Annotated in this window: 14 protein-coding genes; 3 read left to right on the top strand and 11 right to left on the bottom strand. The window is 68.3% G+C overall.

What is annotated here, in order from left to right:
• Positions 1–20: 20 nt before the first annotated feature.
• Positions 21–968, bottom strand: coding sequence for an ROK family glucokinase (locus E3O67_RS03240; RefSeq protein WP_134432337.1), 948 nt, complete (start codon positions 966–968; stop codon positions 21–23).
• A 175-nt stretch (positions 969–1,143) separates the two neighbouring features.
• Between E3O67_RS03240 and E3O67_RS03235 the strand changes: the two genes are divergently transcribed.
• Positions 1,144–2,976 carry a long-chain fatty acid--CoA ligase gene (locus E3O67_RS03235; protein ID WP_134432339.1) on the top strand — a complete coding sequence of 611 codons (1,833 nt, stop codon included), beginning with the start codon at positions 1,144–1,146 and terminating at the stop codon, positions 2,974–2,976.
• Positions 2,977–3,210: 234 nt separating this feature from the next.
• Here the strand turns inward: E3O67_RS03235 and E3O67_RS03230 are convergent, their stop codons facing one another.
• The 3 genes from E3O67_RS03230 to E3O67_RS03220 are packed head-to-tail and all read right to left on the bottom strand — an operon-like array spanning position 3,211 to position 8,444.
• A complete protein-coding gene (locus E3O67_RS03230) occupies positions 3,211–3,702 on the bottom strand; it encodes a peptide deformylase (RefSeq protein WP_134432341.1) in 492 nt (163 codons plus the stop codon).
• Between the two features lie 47 nt (positions 3,703–3,749).
• The gene (locus E3O67_RS03225) at positions 3,750–5,003 is read right to left on the bottom strand and encodes a MinD/ParA family protein (protein ID WP_241979352.1); all 1,254 of its coding nucleotides are present in this window, start codon (positions 5,001–5,003) and stop codon (positions 3,750–3,752) included.
• A 36-nt stretch (positions 5,004–5,039) separates the two neighbouring features.
• Positions 5,040–8,444 (bottom strand): pyruvate carboxylase, encoded by a 3,405-nt coding sequence (locus tag E3O67_RS03220; protein ID WP_134432343.1) that lies wholly within the window; start codon positions 8,442–8,444, stop codon positions 5,040–5,042.
• Between the two features lie 77 nt (positions 8,445–8,521).
• Between E3O67_RS03220 and E3O67_RS03215 the strand changes: the two genes are divergently transcribed.
• A complete protein-coding gene (locus E3O67_RS03215) occupies positions 8,522–9,328 on the top strand; it encodes a ParA family protein (protein ID WP_134364122.1) in 807 nt (268 codons plus the stop codon).
• 63 nt (positions 9,329–9,391) lie between these two features.
• On the opposite strand, the gene E3O67_RS03210 is transcribed toward E3O67_RS03215, so the two are convergent.
• From E3O67_RS03210 to E3O67_RS03190, 5 genes are all read right to left on the bottom strand, one after another.
• Positions 9,392–9,943 (bottom strand): MerR family transcriptional regulator, encoded by a 552-nt coding sequence (locus E3O67_RS03210; protein WP_134432345.1) that lies wholly within the window; start codon positions 9,941–9,943, stop codon positions 9,392–9,394.
• A gap of 116 nt (positions 9,944–10,059) precedes the next feature.
• Positions 10,060–10,758, bottom strand: coding sequence for a MerR family transcriptional regulator (locus tag E3O67_RS03205; RefSeq protein WP_134432347.1), 699 nt, complete (start codon positions 10,756–10,758; stop codon positions 10,060–10,062).
• On the bottom strand, positions 10,758–11,171 hold the full coding sequence (locus E3O67_RS03200; protein ID WP_134432441.1) for an FHA domain-containing protein: 414 nt from the start codon (positions 11,169–11,171) through the stop codon (positions 10,758–10,760). Before E3O67_RS03200 ends, E3O67_RS03205 begins: the two co-directional genes overlap by 1 nt.
• 85 nt (positions 11,172–11,256) lie before the next feature.
• Positions 11,257–11,874 (bottom strand): CDP-alcohol phosphatidyltransferase family protein, encoded by a 618-nt coding sequence (locus E3O67_RS03195; RefSeq protein WP_255575485.1) that lies wholly within the window; start codon positions 11,872–11,874, stop codon positions 11,257–11,259.
• Positions 11,875–11,921: 47 nt separating this feature from the next.
• Positions 11,922–12,791 carry a Ku protein gene (locus E3O67_RS03190; RefSeq protein WP_134432351.1) on the bottom strand — a complete coding sequence of 290 codons (870 nt, stop codon included), beginning with the start codon at positions 12,789–12,791 and terminating at the stop codon, positions 11,922–11,924.
• Positions 12,792–12,859: 68 nt separating this feature from the next.
• Here E3O67_RS03190 and E3O67_RS03185 point away from each other — a divergent pair, with 68 nt between their 5' ends.
• The gene (locus tag E3O67_RS03185; RefSeq protein ID WP_135101854.1) at positions 12,860–15,397 is read left to right on the top strand and encodes an ATP-dependent DNA ligase; all 2,538 of its coding nucleotides are present in this window, start codon (positions 12,860–12,862) and stop codon (positions 15,395–15,397) included.
• 28 nt (positions 15,398–15,425) lie between these two features.
• Here the strand turns inward: E3O67_RS03185 and E3O67_RS03180 are convergent, their stop codons facing one another.
• Together E3O67_RS03180 and E3O67_RS03175 are read right to left on the bottom strand one after the other, a co-directional pair.
• Positions 15,426–15,878, bottom strand: coding sequence for an NUDIX domain-containing protein (locus tag E3O67_RS03180; protein WP_135101852.1), 453 nt, complete (start codon positions 15,876–15,878; stop codon positions 15,426–15,428).
• A gap of 134 nt (positions 15,879–16,012) precedes the next feature.
• A complete protein-coding gene (locus tag E3O67_RS03175) occupies positions 16,013–16,540 on the bottom strand; it encodes an adenine phosphoribosyltransferase (RefSeq protein ID WP_134432357.1) in 528 nt (175 codons plus the stop codon).
• Between the last annotated feature and the right edge of the window lie 82 nt (positions 16,541–16,622).

Below are 16,622 nucleotides of genomic sequence, written 5' to 3'. Positions count from 1 at the left end.
CCCTCGGTAACCCGAAAAGCCTACTGTGCGAAAACGTGTTTCCGCGCCAGGTCGGCCGCGCCGACCACACCGGCGTCGTTGACGAGCTGCGCGATCGCGAATTCGGCCTCGGGGTGAAAGCCCCTGGCGGGCAGGTTTTCGAGGTAGGCGGCGCGGATCGGTTCGAGCAGCAGCTCGCCGGCGGCGGCGACTCCCCCGCCGAAAACGAAGATTTGCGGGTCGAGCACGGCCGCGAGACTCGAGCAGGCCTGACCGAGCGAGCCGCCCAGCTGCCTCAGGGCGGCCAGGGCGCCGTTGTCGCCCTCCTGGATCAGTCGACCGACATCCTTACCGGTCAGCTTGCCCTTGCGATCACGGGCGGCGGCGAGGCCGAGGCCGATTCCGCCGGCATCCGCCAGCTCGGTGGCAATCCGGAGGAGTGCGCGGCCCGAGCCGTACTGCTCGATGCAGCCGTGCGCACCGCAGCCGCAGAGCCGACCGCCCGGCACCACGCGCAGGTGCCCGAGCTCGGCGGCGCAGCCGAAGCCGCCGCGGAAGAGGTGGTTGTCGGCGACGATCGCCCCGCCCACGCCGGTGCCGATGGTGAGGGTGACCATGTCGGTGTAGCCGCGGCCGGCACCGAAGGTGAACTCCGCCCAGCCGGCGGCGTTCGCGTCGTTCTCGATCAGGATCGGAAGGTCGAGGCGGGCCTCGAGGGTGGCCCGAAGCGGTTCGTGACGCCAGTTGACGTTGGGCCCGTAGTACACGGTGGACTGCGCGGCGTCGATGAAGCCGGCGGCGGCGATCCCGGCCGCCACGACATCCTCACCCTCGGAGAGTTCCGTGATCATGTCGACCACGGCGTCTTCGATCCCGCGCGGATCGCTCGCGGTGGTCGGGCGTCGATCCGAGCGGATGATCGTTCCAGACTCGTCGACCAGGGCCGCGGCGATTTTTGTGCCGCCGATGTCGATACCAATGGCGTGCACAGCGGACTTCTTTCGTCGATGGATGAAGCGGAGCGCTCTGCGAGGCGAAACAACGAAGCCCGTGCGTCCCCCTAGAGTGTAGTGAATCAAGACACGGCCAGGCGAAACGGCTGCTTCCACGAACCGACGTGGATAGAGTGGGGCAAATCGCCCGCCCGGTACCAGAGGAGTTACCGTGAAACAGTACGATCTGCCCGCAATCGTTCCCGCAGACCCGCAAGCCAATGTCACCGATCTCCTGGTCGGACGCCTGACGGCGACGCCCGACTCCGTGCTGTTCTCACTGCCGAGAAACGGAGTCTGGTCCCCCGTCACCACGACGGAGTTCCACGCCCAGGTCATCGCCCTGGCCAAGGGACTCGTCGCAGCTGGAATCCAGCCCGGCGACAAGATCGGCCTGATGTGCAAGACCCGGTACGAGTGGACGCTGATCGACTTCGCCACCTGGTTCGCCGGTGGCGTACTCGTCCCCGTCTACGAGACCAGCTCGCCCACCCAGATCCAGTGGATCCTGGGTGATTCCGACGCAGCGGCGGTCATCGTCGAAACCGCCGAGCATTTCTCACGCTTCGACGAGGTGCACCCCGAGCTCGGCACCGTGCAGAAGGTCTGGCAGATCGATCTGGGTGACCTCGACAAGCTCGCGGCCGCCGGCACCGACGTGACGGATGCCGAAATCGAGCGCCGCCGCTCCCTCGCCGTGGGTTCGGACATCGCCACCCTGATCTACACCTCGGGTTCCACCGGCCGACCCAAGGGCTGTGTGCTCACCCACTCCAACTTCGTCGAGACATCCCGTAACTCGGCAGTGGCCTTGACAGAGGTCCTCACCGATGCGAACGGCGCGTCCACGCTGCTGTTCATCACCACCGCGCACGTCTTCGCCCGGTTCATCTCGGTGCTCTGCGTGCACGCCGGAGTGCGCGTCGGACACCAGCCCGACACCCGCAAACTGCTGGAATCGCTCGGCACCTTCAAGCCCACCTTCCTGCTCGCGGTGCCGCGGGTGTTCGAGAAGGTCTACAACTCCGCCGAGCAGAAGGCGCTGACCGCCGGTCGAGGCAAGATCTTCGAAACGGCCGCCCAGGTTGCCGTCGACCACTCGATGCTGATCGATCAGGGCAAGAGTGTCCCGCTGATGCTCAAGCTCAAGTTCACACTCTTCGACCGTCTGGTCTACAGCAAGTTGCGGGCCGCAATGGGCGGAAACGTGAAGTACGCCGTCTCCGGTTCCGCTCCCCTCGGCATGCACCTGGGCCACTTCTACCACAGCCTGGGAATCAAGATCCTGGAAGGCTACGGCCTCACCGAGACCACCGCGCCGACGACCGTCGGCCTGGCCACCAAGTTCAAGATCGGCACCGTGGGTCCGCCTCTTCCCGGCGTCTCGGTGCGCGTCCTCGACGACGGCGAGATCGAGGTCAAGGGCGTCAACGTCTTCAAGGAGTATTGGAAGAATCCCGAGGCCACCGCGGCCACCTTCCACGACGGCTGGCTCCGCACCGGTGACATCGGCGCCATGGACGGCGATGGCTTCCTCACCATCACCGGGCGCAAGAAGGAGATCATCGTCACCGCCGGCGGCAAGAACGTCGCCCCAGCCGCGCTGGAAGACCCGATCCGATCCAACCCGCTGATCGGCCAGGTGGTCGTCGTCGGCGATCGCAAGCCGTTCATCGCCGCGCTGGTCACGCTCGACCCCGACATGCTCGCGGTCTGGTTGAACAACAACGGTGAGGATGCGGGCATGACGCTGGCCGAGGCATCCGTCAACCCCAAGGTGCTCGCCGAGGTGCAGCGTGCCATCGACCACGCCAACGACCATGTGTCCCGGGCGGAGTCGATCCGCAAGTTCACGGTGCTGACAACCGAGCTGACCGAGGCTGCCGGGTACCTGACCCCGAAGCTGAGCATCAAGCGGGATGTCATCCTGCAGGACTTCGCCGATCAGATCGAGGCGATGTACGCGGGCGCCCCGGTGACGGGGACGAACCCGGTCACCAGCTAGAGCGCGGCGAAAACCAGCCCTGCCCCCGGCCTCCACGCGACGCCGGGGGCTCATGCGCGCCGTTCCGCGGTGGTGTTCCGGGACGGCGTCCAACCAATTCGACGGAGATTGTGGCCTCAAAGCCGGTTTTCGGCCGGTTTGGCCCCGTTTTGGACACAATCTCCGTCGAATTCGCCCGGGACTCACCGCCCGCTGCCGTCAGGACTTCCCTTGGTCGGAAACAGGTCGATCTGGTCAGAACCAGGTCGACTCGCGAACCTCTTTCATGGCCGCCCGCCGGTTCTCCTTGTCGAGGCGGTCCAGGTAGAGCAGGCCGTCCAGGTGGTCGGTCTCGTGCTGTAGGGCCTGGGCCATGATCCCGGTGCCGGATAGTTCGACCGCCGCACCGTCGAGGTCGACCCCGGTCACCCGGGCGAACGGATACCGCTTGGTGGGATACCAGAGTCCCGGCACCGACAGGCAGCCCTCGTCGACAAGCTCGGGCTCCCCCGATACCTCCACGAGCACCGGGTTGAGGATGTACCCGATCTCACCATCGACGTTGTAGCTGAAGGCCCGCAGGTTCACGCCGATCTGGGAGGCCGCGACGCCGGCCCGGCCGGGTAGGCGCACGCTGTCGACCAGGTCATCGACCAGGCCCCTCACCCGGGCGTCGATGGTGCCGATCGGGTCGGAGACGGTTTTGAGGACGGGATCTCCGAAGAGACGGATCTGGCGCTCGGGCAAGGGTGACTCCAAGTCATGGATGCGGTGGTGTGAGGTGTCTGATCGGGTCAGATGCCGCGGTCGGCCGGCAGACCCTCGACGACGACGGCCGCAAGGGTGCGTGCCGCCAGCCGGGTGATGGGCTTCAGATCGTCGAAGGAGATGACGCTGCCCGCGGCGAGCTGCGGGTCCCAGGGAATGCGCACGATCTCACGCACCCGCGAGCGGAAGTGCGATTCGATCTCCTCCAGCTTCACCAGGTTCGTGCCCTGCGTTGCGGTGTTGAGCGCGACGACCGCGTTGCGGACCAGGTCACCGTAGCCGTTGGCTTCGAGCCAGGTCAGCGTCTCGGATGCCAACCGGGCCTCGTCGATGCTGCCCCCGGAGACGATGACGATCGAATCGGCACGCTGCAGGGTGGCGCGCATGACTGAGTGCACGATTCCGGTGCCGCAGTCCGTGAGCATGATCGAGTAGTACCGTGCGGCCAGGTCGGCGACGACGTTGTAGTCGTCCTCGTCGAACGCCTCGGACAGGAGCGGGTCGGTGTCGGAGGCGAGGATGTCGAGCCGGGTGGCGTCGCGGGAGACCAGCGTGGAGAAATCGGTGTAGCCGCCGATCGAGGCGGCTTTCGTGACGACGTCGCGCACGGTGGACCGGGTCTGCTTCGTGACCCGCTCGGAGAGGGTGCCACGGTCGGGGTTCGCGTCGACGGCGATGATGCGGTCGTCGCGGGCGTCGGCCAGTGCCATTCCGAGCAGCGCGGTGACCGTGGTCTTGCCGACCCCGCCCTTGCGGGTGAGGATCGGCACGAAGCGGGTCCCACCCTCGAACTCTTGACGGATGCGCTCGTCGAGGTGTTTGTGGGCGCGAACCTGGGCCGAGTCGCCGAGGTTGACCAGGTGCAGGGTCGCCGCGAAGACAAAACTGTTCCAGGCTCCGCGGGGCGGGGGCTTGGTGCGGCGGTTCACGGCCAGTAGACGGTCGGGGGTGAGCATCGCGGCAGACTCCGGCGCCGAACCGCCAGCCGGGCGCAGCCTCTCCCGGCGGGACTGCAGGGAGGCCTCGCTCGCGGCCGGACCGGTCGGAGCCCGGACCGCCCCCGTTCCGCTTGTGAACGACCGATCGGGACGGGAGACGGCCGGGGTGCTGATCTCGATCGTGTGCGTGGCGGGGCGGTTCAGGTTCTCCGGCAGGGCCGCCGCCAGGTTCACAATCGTGTGCGGCGGCAGTTCGCTGTGGTACTCGTCCCCCGGCTGGGTGCGGGGCTCCGAGGAGGCGTCCGGATCGGTCGCATCGGTGCCTGTGCGCTCATCTGACAAAAAGATCAATCCCTTCGTCGATAGATCGCACCAAGCCTAGCGTGGGCGCACCACCACGAGCAGATCGCCGGCGTCGACCTGCTGGGTCCGCGGCACCGCCACCCGTTCGACGTGTCCTGTGATGGGCGAGGTGATCGCGGCCTCCATCTTCATGGCCTCGATCGAGGCGACGGCCTGCCCGGCCTCGACCGCGTCACCCTCCTCGACCTTGAGGGTGACCACCCCGGAGAACGGCGCGGCGATCTGGCCCGGCAGGTTCGCATCCGCTTTCTCGGCGACCTTGGTGCTGACCGTGATGCTGCGGTCGCGCACGAAAACGGGCCGGAGCTGGCCGTTCAACGTCGTCATGACGGTGCGCATGCCCTTCTCGTCGGCCTCGCCGATGGCCTCGAGCCCGACGTACAGGCGCACGCCCTTGTCGATCTCGACGGCGTGCTCGATGCCCTGCTGCAGACCGTTGAGGTAGTCCACCGTGTCGAGCACGGACAGGTCGCCGAAGAGTTCCCGGATCTGCTCGAACTGGCGCGTGGGCGCCGGGAAGAGCAGTTGGTTCAGCATCATTCGGCAGGTGAGGCTGTCGCCGCCCAGGGCCACGCGTTCCTCTTGCGTGAGCTCGGTGATCCCGACGCGCACGGTGCGCCCGGCGAGCACCTTGCTGCGGAAGGGCTCGGGCCAGCCGCCGGGCAGGTCGCCCAGCTCCCCCGCCATGAACCCGATCACGGAGTCGGGCACATCGTAATTGCCCGGGTTCTCGGCGAAGTCGGCCGGGTCGGCCCGCACAGCGGCGAGGTAGAGGGCGAGATCGCCGACCACCTTGGAGGACGGCGTCACCTTCGGCACCCGGCCGAGGATGTCGTTGGCCGCGGCGTACATGTCCTCGATCAGTTCGAAGTCGTCGGCGAGGCCGAGGGCGACCGCCTGCGTACGCAGGTTGGACAGCTGACCGCCGGGGATCTCGTGCTTGTAGACGCGACCGGTGGGCGCGCGCAGGCCGGATTCGAAGGGGTGGTAGACCCGGCGCACGTCTTCCCAGTAGGGCTCGAGGTCGCAGACAGCCTGCAGGGAGATGCCCGTGTCGCGGTCGGTGTGGGCGAGCGCGGCGACGAGGGACGACGCTGACGGCTGGCTGGTGGTGCCGGCCATCGGGGCACTGGCCACGTCGACCGCGTCGGCACCGGCCCGACTGGCCGCCAGCAGCGTCGCGAGCTGGCCGCCCGGGGTGTCGTGCGTGTGCACGTGCACCGGGAGGTCGAAGCGTTCCCGCAGGGCGGTGACGAGCTTCTCGGCCGCGGCGGGGCGCAGTAGGCCGGCCATGTCCTTGATCGCAAGGATGTGCGCGCCGGATTCCACGATCTGCTCGGCGAGCCGGAGGTAATAGTCGAGGGTGTAGAGCTCCTCGGCCGGATCGAGCAGGTCACCGGTGTAGCAGAGTGCGACCTCGGCGATGGAGGACCCCGTCGCCAGGACGGCGTCGATGGCCGGTCGCATCTGCGAGACGTCGTTGAGGGCGTCGAAGATGCGGAAGATGTCGACGCCGGTCTTGGCGGCCTCGCGCACGAACGCATCGGTCACCTCGGTCGGGTACGGGGTGTAGCCGACCGTGTTGCGGCCACGGAGCAGCATCTGCACGTTGATGTTCGGCAGGGCCTCCCGCAGCGACGCCAGACGCTCCCACGGGTCTTCGCCGAGGAAGCGCAGCGCCACGTCATAGGTGGCGCCGCCCCAGGCCTCGATCGAGAGCAGCTCCGGGGTCATCCGGGCCACGTATGGGGCCACGGCGACGAGGTCGCGGGTGCGCACCCGGGTCGCCAGCAGCGACTGGTGGGCGTCGCGGAAAGTGGTGTCCGTCACGGCCAGGGCGGTCTGGGCGCGCAGGTCGGCGGCGAAGCCGGCCGGGCCGAGCAGTTGGAGCCGCTGGCGGGATCCGGCCGGGGCCGGCACGGACAGGTCGAGCTTCGGCAGCTTCTCGGCCGGGTTCAGCAGGGTCAGTGGCACGCCGTTGGGCTTGTTGACGGTCACATCGGCGAGCCAGTTGAGGATCTTCGTGCCACGGTCCTTCGAGGCCCGACCGCGCAGCAGCTCCGGGCGCTCGTCGATGAAGGAGGTGCTCAGGTTGCCGGACACGAAGTCCGGGTCGTCCAGCACGGCCTGCAGGAACGAGACGTTCGTGGACACGCCGCGAATACGGAACTCGGCCAGGGCGCGCTTGGAGCGGGTCACGGCGGCAGGGAAGTCCCGACCGCGGCAGGTGAGCTTGGCGAGCATCGAGTCGAAGTGCGGGCTGATCTGGGCGCCGGGGTTGATCGTGCCGCCGTCGAGCCGGATGCCGGCACCGCCGGGCGAACGGTAGGTGGTGATCTTGCCGGTGTCCGGGCGGAACCCCATGGTCGGATCCTCGGTGGTGATCCGGCACTGCAGGGCCGCCCCGCGCAACACGATCTTGTCCTGCGTGAGTTCGAGCTCGCGGAGAGTCTGGCCCGCGGCGATGCGGATCTGGGACTGGACGAGGTCGACATCCGTCACCTCTTCGGTCACGGTGTGCTCGACCTGAATGCGCGGGTTCATTTCGATGAAGACGTGCTGGCCGGCGCGTTCGCCGACCGTGTCGAGTAGGAACTCGACCGTGCCCGCGTTGACGTAGCCAATCGAGCGCGCGAACGCGACGGCGTCGGCGTAGAGGCGCTGACGGATCTCGTCGGAGAGATTCGGCGCCGGGGCGATCTCGATCACCTTCTGGTGGCGGCGCTGCACGGAGCAGTCGCGCTCGAACAGGTGCACGGTCTCGCCGGACGCGTCGGCCAGGATCTGCACCTCGATGTGGCGGGGCCGCAGCACGGCCTGCTCGAGGAACATGGTCGAGTCGCCGAAGGCGCTGTCTGCCTCGCGCATGGCTTCCTCGAGGGAGCCGCGCAATTCGCTCATCTGCGCCACGCGGCGCATGCCGCGTCCGCCGCCGCCGGCGACGGCCTTGGCGAAGATCGGGAACCCGATGCCTTCGGCCGCGGCGATCAGCTCCTCGACGTCGCGCGACGGAGCGCTGGACCCCAGCACCGGAACGCCCGCCGCGATGGCGTGCTCCTTGGCGGTGACCTTGTTGCCGGCCATTTCGAGCACGTGCTCGCCCGGGCCGATGAAGGTGATGCCGGCCTGGCGGGCCGCCAGGGCCAGCTCAGGGTTCTCCGACAGGAAGCCGTAACCGGGGTAGATGGCGTCGGCCCCGCTCTCCTTGGCGACCCGGATGATCTCGCTCACGGTGAGATAGGCACGCACCGGATGTCCCGGCTCGCCGATCTGGTACGCCTCGTCGGCCTTCAGGCGGTGCAGGGAGTTGCGGTCCTCAAAGGGGAACACGGCCACGGTTTTGGCACCCAGCTCATAGGCCGCCCGAAAAGCCCGAATCGCGATTTCCCCGCGGTTGGCAACAAGAATTTTCCTGAACATGCAGACCTTTCAAGCGTGACGCCGCGCGCAGCTGACGGTTAGGTTCTCCAAGACTAGTGAAGGTAACGTATCTACTTGTGCACGTACTAAGCGTTAGCTCCCTCAAGGGAGGAGTAGGAAAGACCACAGTGACCCTGGGTCTGGCGTCTGCTGCCTTCGCCCGCGGCGTGCGAACCCTGGTTGTGGACATTGATCCGCAGTCGGATGTTTCAACCGGCATGGATATCGAGGTCACCGGCCACCTCAACATCGCCGATGTGCTCGCCTCTCCCAAGGAGAAGGTCGTGCGCGCGGCCATCGTTCCCAGCGGCTGGACGCGCGGCCGCCCCGGCACCATCGACGTGATGATCGGCAGCCCGTCGGCCATCAATTTCGACGGGCCGCACCCCAGCATCCGTGACATCTGGAAGCTGGAAGAGGCGCTCTCGACAGTCGAAAAAGACTACGACCTGGTTCTGATCGACTGCGCGCCGTCCCTGAACGCCCTCACCCGCACGGCGTGGGCGGCCAGCGACCGGGTCGCCGTGGTCACCGAACCCGGCCTGTTCTCCGTCGCCGCGGCCGACCGCGCGCTCCGGGCGATCGAGGAGATCCGCCGCGGACTGAGCCCCCGGCTGCAGCCGCTCGGCATCATCGTCAACCGTGCCCGAGTGGCGTCGCTCGAGCACCAGTTCCGGATCAAGGAGCTGCGCGACATGTTCGGGCCGCTCGTCCTCAGCCCCCAGCTGCCGGAGCGCACCTCCCTGCAGCAGGCGCAGGGCGCGGCGAAGCCCCTGCACACGTGGCCCGGCGACAGCGCCCAAGAGATGGCGCGCTATTTCGACCAACTTCTCGAACGCGTGCTTCGCACGGCCCGCATCGGCGAGTACGCCGAACAGCGCTAGCCGACGGCCGAGAGGCGCGCCGGCTGACAGCTACGACGGCTCACGGCGGGACGCCGGCAGCCCCTAGGAGACTTTGCGGTTTCCGCGGCGCACGGACAACTCGTCCGACGGGTCGACCGGAAGGGTTTCCAGTTCGACCAGGCTCGTCTCCACCTCGCGGAGCACCTTGCCCACGGCGATGCCGAACACTCCCTGACCCCGGCTGACGAGGTCGATGACCTCATCGTCGGAGGTGCACAGGTAGACACTGGCGCCGTCGCTCATCAGAGTGGTCTGGGCAAGGTCGCTGACCCCCGACTCACGCAACTGGTTCACGGCGGTGCGGATCTGCTGCAGGGAGATGCCGGTGTCGAGGAGCCGCTTGACCAGTTTCAGAACCAGGATGTCTCGGAAACCGTAGAGACGCTGGGAACCGGAGCCGGCAGCGCCGCGAACGGTGGGCTGGACCAGCTCGGTGCGAGCCCAGTAGTCGAGTTGACGGTAGCTGATCCCGGCGGCCCGGGCCGCCACGGCGCCACGGTAGCCGGAGTTGTCGTCGAGCTCGGGCATCCCGTCGGTGAAGAGAAGGCCGAGACCGTAGCGCGAGGCATCGTCACGCTGATTCAGCTCGCTCATACGATGGCCTCTCGGGGGATGGATCTGCGATACGGATGGTCGCTCCGTCTACGCTACCGACGGGGACCGTTCTGATCAACGACATCCGGTCGAGAAAATCGGCGTGTCGGACACGTCTACTTGGTCAGGCGCCCCAGAGCCGAACGGATCAGGCTGCCGCGGATCACTTCGAGCTGGCCGGCGATCTCGACCGCCATCTCGGCCGCCTTCGCCCGGCTCGAGGCGTCTTTGCGACGCGAGAGCGGCACCAAGGCGCTCTCGATCAGGCCGAGCTCGCGTTCGGCCGCGCCGCGGAAGCCGCGCAGGTGGCGCGGCTCGATGCCGCTGCGCTGCAGCTCGACCAGGGCCCGCAGCACGCTGAGGGCATCGTCGCCGTAGAAATCGGCCGGCAGGATGATCGACGCGGAGACGGCGTCGTGCAGCAGCATCGCGGATGCACCGGCTTCACGCAGCAGCTCGTCGCGGTCCAGCCGGCGGGCGTTCGTCAGCATCGACGGTCCGGGCGTCACTCCGCCCGGCAGAGTCGGCGAGAGGCCCGCGTCGAGGTCGTCCAGGTAGCCCCGGATGACCTTCAGTGGAAGGTAGTGATCGCGCTGCATGGACAGAACCAGGCGAAGCCGGTCCAGGTCGCCGGCGCAGAACTTGCGGTAGCCGGATTCCGTGCGCGCCGGGGCCACCAGTCGCTGTTCCTCCAGAAACCGGAGCTTCGAGGGGGTGAGGTCCGGGAACTCCGGCGTGAGCCGGGCAAGCACCTGTCCGATGCTGAGCAGTGACGTCGCGCCCGGCGCTCTGGCTTGGGCGGCGGACGCGGGCACTACTCGCTCGCCAGAAGCTTGAGGTCGTGCCGCGAGGCGTAGAACGTCAGCCGGAACTTGCCGACCTGGACTTCGGCGCCGTCGTGAAGCATGGCGGTATCGATACGGACCCCGTCGAAATAGGTTCCGTTGAGGGACACCAGGTCTTTCACGTCGAACTTGGTTCCGCGGCGCAGGAACTCAGCGTGCCGACGGGAGACCGTGACGTCATCGAGGAAGATGTCCGCATGGGGATGACGACCCACCGTCGTGACGTCCGCGTCCAACAGGAACCGGGCGCCGGAGTTCGGGCCCCGCCGAACAATGAGCAGAGCCGATCCGGACGGGAGAGCCGCGATGGCTTCCTGCTCCTCGGCCGTGACATCGCCGTCGAGCGACGCCAGCTGGGCAGCGAATTCCTGCCCGAACGTCATCGTCGTGTCGGTGTTGGAATAGTTATCGGGCGCTGCTTTGCGCTGGGGTTCATTCGTCTTTTTGGAATCAATCACCGTGCACCTCCTACCTCTCCAGCGTATCGGATGGAATGGGTCGAATTGCCCGCGGAATGCGAATCACCCTGGCTGTCTCGACGGCGTAGATTATGCCCGCCCACCAGTAAAGAAACGCTCCCCAGATGCCGAAGGCCCAGCCCACCGGGAGCGACCACCAGGACACCGCGGGGAAGGCTTCCCCCAGCATGATCATCGGCAGGGCGTAGAACAGGCAGAAAGTGGCGACCTTGCCGAGCTGATGCACGGGCAGCGGCCCGAATCCGAAGTTCGCGAGGATGACCCCGAGACCGAGCAGGAACACGTCCCGCCCCACGATGACCAGGACGATCCACCAGGGCACCAGGTCACGCCAGGCCAGTCCCACCAGGGCCGCGAAAATGTACAGCCGGTCGGCGGCCGGGTCGAGGAGCTGGCCGAGACGGGTGATCTGGCGGAACCGACGGGCCAGGTAGCCGTCGAGGAAGTCGGTGAGGCTGGCGACCGCCAGGACCAGGAGCGCCCAGGCATCCTCTCCCCGAACCAGCAGGACCAGGAAGACCGGCACCAGCGCCAGGCGCAGCATGCTGAGCAGATTGGGCAGGGTGATCACTTTCGAGCTGACGCCGCTTCCCTCTGCCCCTGTCACAATCCCCGAGTCTACCGACGCGGCGGGCGAACCGGATTGCGGCTCCATCACTGTCCCGATGCCCGTTTTCGCGCCTTGTCGGCGCGCTTGTCGGGCCTCTCCGGTGCGTCCTGCTCCGTCTGGCTGCGGCTGCGGCCGCGTTCCACGCTGCGCCGGAGTGCCTCCATCAGGTCGAGGACCTCTCCCTCCCCCTCCACGTCCGTTCCGGGTTCCCGCCCGAACGTGAGATCGGTGTCGACGGCGTCGCCCGCGGCGAGCTTCGCCTCGAGCAGTTCCCGGAGCTGGTCCTGGTAGTCGTCGCGGAAGTCCTGCGGCGAGAAGTCGGCGGCGAAGGAGTCGACCAGCGCGGCCGAGAGCTCCAGCTCCTGGGCGGAGATACGCACGGATTCCCCGAGTACCGGGAAGTCGACGGCCCGCACCTCGTCGCCCCAGAGCAGCGACTGCAGCAACAGCACGTCCCCGCGCACCCGGAGGGCACCGAGGCGGGTCTTCTGCCGCAGGGCGAACCGCACGATAGCCGTGCGGTCGGTCGCTTCGAGCGCCCGCCGCAGGAGGACGTAGGCCTTGGGCGAGCCGGAGGGTTCGAGGAAGTAACTGCGCTCGAACATGATCGGGTCGAGTTGCTCGCTCGGCACGAACTCGACGACCTCGATCTCGCGGCCTCTCTCGGCCGGCAGCGTGCGCAGATCCTCGTCGGTGATGACGACCGTCTTGTCGCCGCTGTCCCAGGCCTTGTCGATGTGCGCGTAGTCGACGACCCGGCCGCAGCGCTCGCATCGTCGCTGGTAGCGGATGCGCCCGCCGTCGGCATCGTGCACCTGATGCAGGGCGACGTCGTGGTCCTCGGTGGCGCTATAGACCTTGACGGGCACATTGACCAGTCCAAAGGTGATCGCGCCCTTCCAAATGGATCTCATCCCTCCAGTAGACACCTGGAGCGCGAAAGGGACTAGGCGCAGTGTGGCCGCGAGAGCATGCTGGTGCCATGAACGCGAGGCCGGACTCCCTGGACTCCCGCCAGGTCGTCACCGTCGGCGGCCACCGCATCACGCTCACCCACCTCGACAAGGTGCTCTACCCCGAGTCGGGGACCACGAAGGCTGACGTTCTCGGCTACTACGCGTCCATCGCCGACCTGATGATCCCGCACATCGCGAACCGGGCGGCGACCCGGAAGAGGTGGGTGCACGGCGTGGGCACCCGAGACGAACCCGGACACGTCTTCTTTCAGAAGAACCTGGACCAGTCGACGCCGAGCTGGGTGAAGCGCCGGACAATCGCGCATTCGAACCATACGAACGAGTACCCGCTGGTCAACGACCTGGCGACGTTGACCTGGCTGGCGCAGATCTCGGCCCTGGAAATCCACGTCCCGCAGTGGCAGTTCGGCCGCGGCGGGACCCCGCGCAACCCCGACCGGCTCGTGCTCGACCTCGACCCGGGGGACGGCGTCACCCTCGACGAGTGCGCGGAGGTCGCCCGACTGGCTCGGGCCATCCTGCGGGACATGGGCCTGGACCCGCTGCCGGTCACCAGTGGGTCGAAGGGCATCCACCTCTACGCCCCGCTGGACCTCACGCACACCTCGGACCAGGTCTCCCAGGTGGCCCGCGAGCTGGCCCGGGCGCTCGAGGCGGACCATCCGGACCTCATCGTCAGCGATATGAAGAAGGCGCTGCGGCCGGGCCGGGTCTTCATCGACTGGAGCCAGAACAGCGCAAGCAAGACGACCATCGCCCCGTATTCGCTGCGCGGGACGCTGCATCCGATGGTGGCCATGCCGCGCACGTGGCGGGAGCTGGCCTCCCCCGGGCTCGCACAGGTCGACTACAAGCAGGCGATGCACCGGGTGCAGCGCAGCGGGGACCCGCTGGCCGGCCTGCTCGAGGCACATACCGGCCGGGGCGCCACGGATACCGGTGCCACCGGTGCCGGGCAAGGCGCGGGCGCGCTCGCCGTCTATCTCGGAAAACGAGACGCCTCCCGCACACCGGAGCCGATGCCGACGGGTGCGCCGGCGGCTTCGGCCGGGCGGTCGTTCGTCATCCAGGAGCACCACGCCCGCAACCTGCACTTCGATTTCCGACTCGAGCATGACGGGGTGCTGGCGTCGTGGGCGCTGCCGCGCGGCGTGCCGACCGATCCGGCCAAGAACCGGCTCGCCGTGCGCACCGAGGACCATCCGCTCGAATACGGCGCGTTCCAGGGCGAGATTCCGACCGGCGAATACGGGGCCGGCACCGTGAGCATCTGGGACCAGGGCCGCTACGACCTGGAGAAGTGGCGGGACGAGGAGGTGATCGCCGTGCTGCACGGCGAACCGGGCGGCGGGCTCGGCGGCACGCGGCGCTTCGCACTGATCCGCACGGAAAGCACGGGCGGGGCAGACCGGAACTGGCTGATCCACCTGATGAAGACGAAACCGGCCCGGCGGGCCGGCGATGTGGGTGGCCGATACGTGGGTGGCGGATACGTCGGGACCGGGACCGGTGCCGGGGCGGATGCGGCCGCCGGCTCGGGCCGGGCGGGCGGCGGGTCCGCGGACCGCCCGCGATACAAGCCCATGCTGGCGACTCTCGGTTCGATCGCCGACCTGCCCGAGGACGACGCCTGGACCTACGAGATGAAGTGGGACGGCATCCGTGCGCTCGCGTACGTCACGGTCGACGATCCGGAGCAGGCCGTGCGCCTGTTCACCCGCAACGGCAACGACGTCACGCACGCGTACCCCGAACTGGTGCGGGCATTGCCGGCGGCGGTGTCCGCCGGCTCGGCGGTACTCGACGGGGAGATCGTCGCCCCCGGCGCCGGCGGGCGGCCCGACTTCGGCCTGCTGCAGACGCGGCTGGGGCTGACCGATCGCCGGCAGATCGAGGCGGCGGCGGCAACCACCCCGGTGCGGTTCCTGGTCTTCGACGTGCTCGAGCGCGACGGTGAGCCGCTGCTCGATCTGGCGTACACGGCGCGGCGCCGGGTGCTCGAGGAGGTTGTCGCCGGTGCTGGTGCTGGTGCGGTGCAGGTGCCGCCGGTCTTCATGGGCGCCCCCGCCCGCGCAGTCGCGGCGAGCAGCGCCCTCGGCCTCGAGGGGATCGTCGCCAAGACCCGGGAGGGACGCTACGAGGCCGGTCGGCGGTCCCGGTCGTGGATCAAGGTCAAGCACCATCGCGCCCAGGACGCGGTGATCGGCGGGTGGCGTCCGGGCAACGGGCGCCGACAGGACACCGTGGGCTCGCTGCTGCTGGGGATCCCGGACGGCGATGCGCTGATTTACATCGGCCGGGTGGGCTCCGGGTTCCGGGACGTGGACCTCGACGATCTGCGGGCGCGACTGGATGCGATCGCGGCGAGGGACAACCCCTTCACCGGCATCCCGGCCGCCGACGCCCGCGATGCGCGATGGGTGAGCCCGGTACTGGTGGGCGAGGTTGAATTCTCCGAGTGGACCGGGGCGGGGCGGCTGCGCCACCCGGTCTGGCGCGGCCGGCGGCCGGACAAGTCACCGGGCGAGGTGGTGCGGGAGTAGAGGGCCGCTGACCGGGGTTTCGGCAGGCTCAACCGCCGAGGCGGGCGCGCAGGGCCGGCCAGCTGGCGGCGAAACCCGGATGCAGCGGCAGCGCGTCGACCTGATGGGTCGGCACCCAGCGCAGCGCGATGCTCTCCTGGTCGCTGATCACGGGCTCAAAACGCTCTGTGGCCCGCACCACTACGGTCGTGTACGACCAGAAACCGAGGTCGAGCACGGAGCTGAACCACACAGAGACCAGATCCGGGGGCACGCCGGCCTCCTCGCCGGCCTCCCGCAGGGCCGCCTCGAGGGCGCTCTCGTGCTGGTGACGCGCCCCTCCGGGAAGCCCCCAGGTGTCGCCCTCGTGGCTCCAGAGCGCACGGTGCTGCAGCAGAACCCCGAATTCCTCGTGGTGCACAAGCAGTCCGGCCGCGCCGTAGAGACCCCAGAATTTGCGGCCGTCAGGCCCATACACCCACCTGTCGCCGTTTGTTCTCATGGCTCAAGCATGCGCCACGGTCCCGTGAGAACGCACCGTGTTCCGGCGGATACGCGACTCGCGGCGCAAGTGGTGGAGGGTGGCAACAGGATAGAACGTGTGCCGGCTTCCGCAGGGTGCGCCGCGAGGGCAGGCTACAGGGCGACGATGGCGTGAATGGGGGCGTCGCCGAGGCGGGTTCGGCCGACGAGTTCGGTCAGTTCGAGCACGACGCCCACTCCGGTCAGGCGGTAGCCGGCGCGCTCGACCAGCCGGGAGGTCGCGGCGATCGTGCCGCCGGTGGCCAGCACGTCATCGACGACCAGCACTCGGGCGCCCGGCGCGAGCTGACCGATCTCGAGCTCGAGGCAGGCCGAGCCGTATTCGAGGTCGTACTCCTCGCTCAGCACCGCTCCGGGAAGTTTGCCGCCCTTACGCACGGCGAGCACGGCGACATCCGCCGCGTAGCCGATCGCCGCGGCCAGCAGGAACCCGCGAGCCTCGATGCCGGCCACCGCGTCGAACTCACCCCGGAACCGGCCGGCGAGCTCATCGATCAGCGCCCGGAAAGCTGCGGCGTCGGCAAACACCGGGTTGAGGTCTCGGAAGAGGATGCCCGCTTGCGGGAAGTCCTCGTACGAGGCGAGAAGGGCATGGACATGGTCTGCAGCGGGGGTGGGCACCCCCCGAGTTTAAGCGCTCGGCCGACCGCTGCCGTCCGGGCCTCCCGAACGCTCCCCGACAGGCCTCCGGACCACCCGTTTT

Source organism: Cryobacterium sp. TMT3-29-2 (assembly GCF_004564305.1).
Classification (GTDB): domain Bacteria; phylum Actinomycetota; class Actinomycetes; order Actinomycetales; family Microbacteriaceae; genus Cryobacterium; species Cryobacterium sinapicolor.
The sequence above is the reverse complement of the archived record's forward strand: the minus strand, read 5'-3'. Positions and strand labels throughout refer to the sequence as shown.

What these genes read in the sequence shown, in the direction of transcription:
- E3O67_RS03220 (WP_134432343.1), bottom strand. Translation starts at nt 8,444, where the DNA reads ATGTTCAGGAAAATTCTTGTTGCCAACCGCGGGGAAATCGCGATTCGG.
- E3O67_RS03210 (WP_134432345.1), bottom strand. Translation starts at nt 9,943, where the DNA reads ATGAGCGAGCTGAATCAGCGTGACGATGCCTCGCGCTACGGTCTCGGC.
- E3O67_RS03200 (WP_134432441.1), bottom strand. Translation starts at nt 11,171, where the DNA reads ATGACGTTCGGGCAGGAATTCGCTGCCCAGCTGGCGTCGCTCGACGGC.
- E3O67_RS03190 (WP_134432351.1), bottom strand. Translation starts at nt 12,791, where the DNA reads ATGAGATCCATTTGGAAGGGCGCGATCACCTTTGGACTGGTCAATGTG.
- E3O67_RS03185 (WP_135101854.1), top strand. Translation starts at nt 12,860, where the DNA reads ATGAACGCGAGGCCGGACTCCCTGGACTCCCGCCAGGTCGTCACCGTC.
- E3O67_RS03180 (WP_135101852.1), bottom strand. Translation starts at nt 15,878, where the DNA reads ATGAGAACAAACGGCGACAGGTGGGTGTATGGGCCTGACGGCCGCAAA.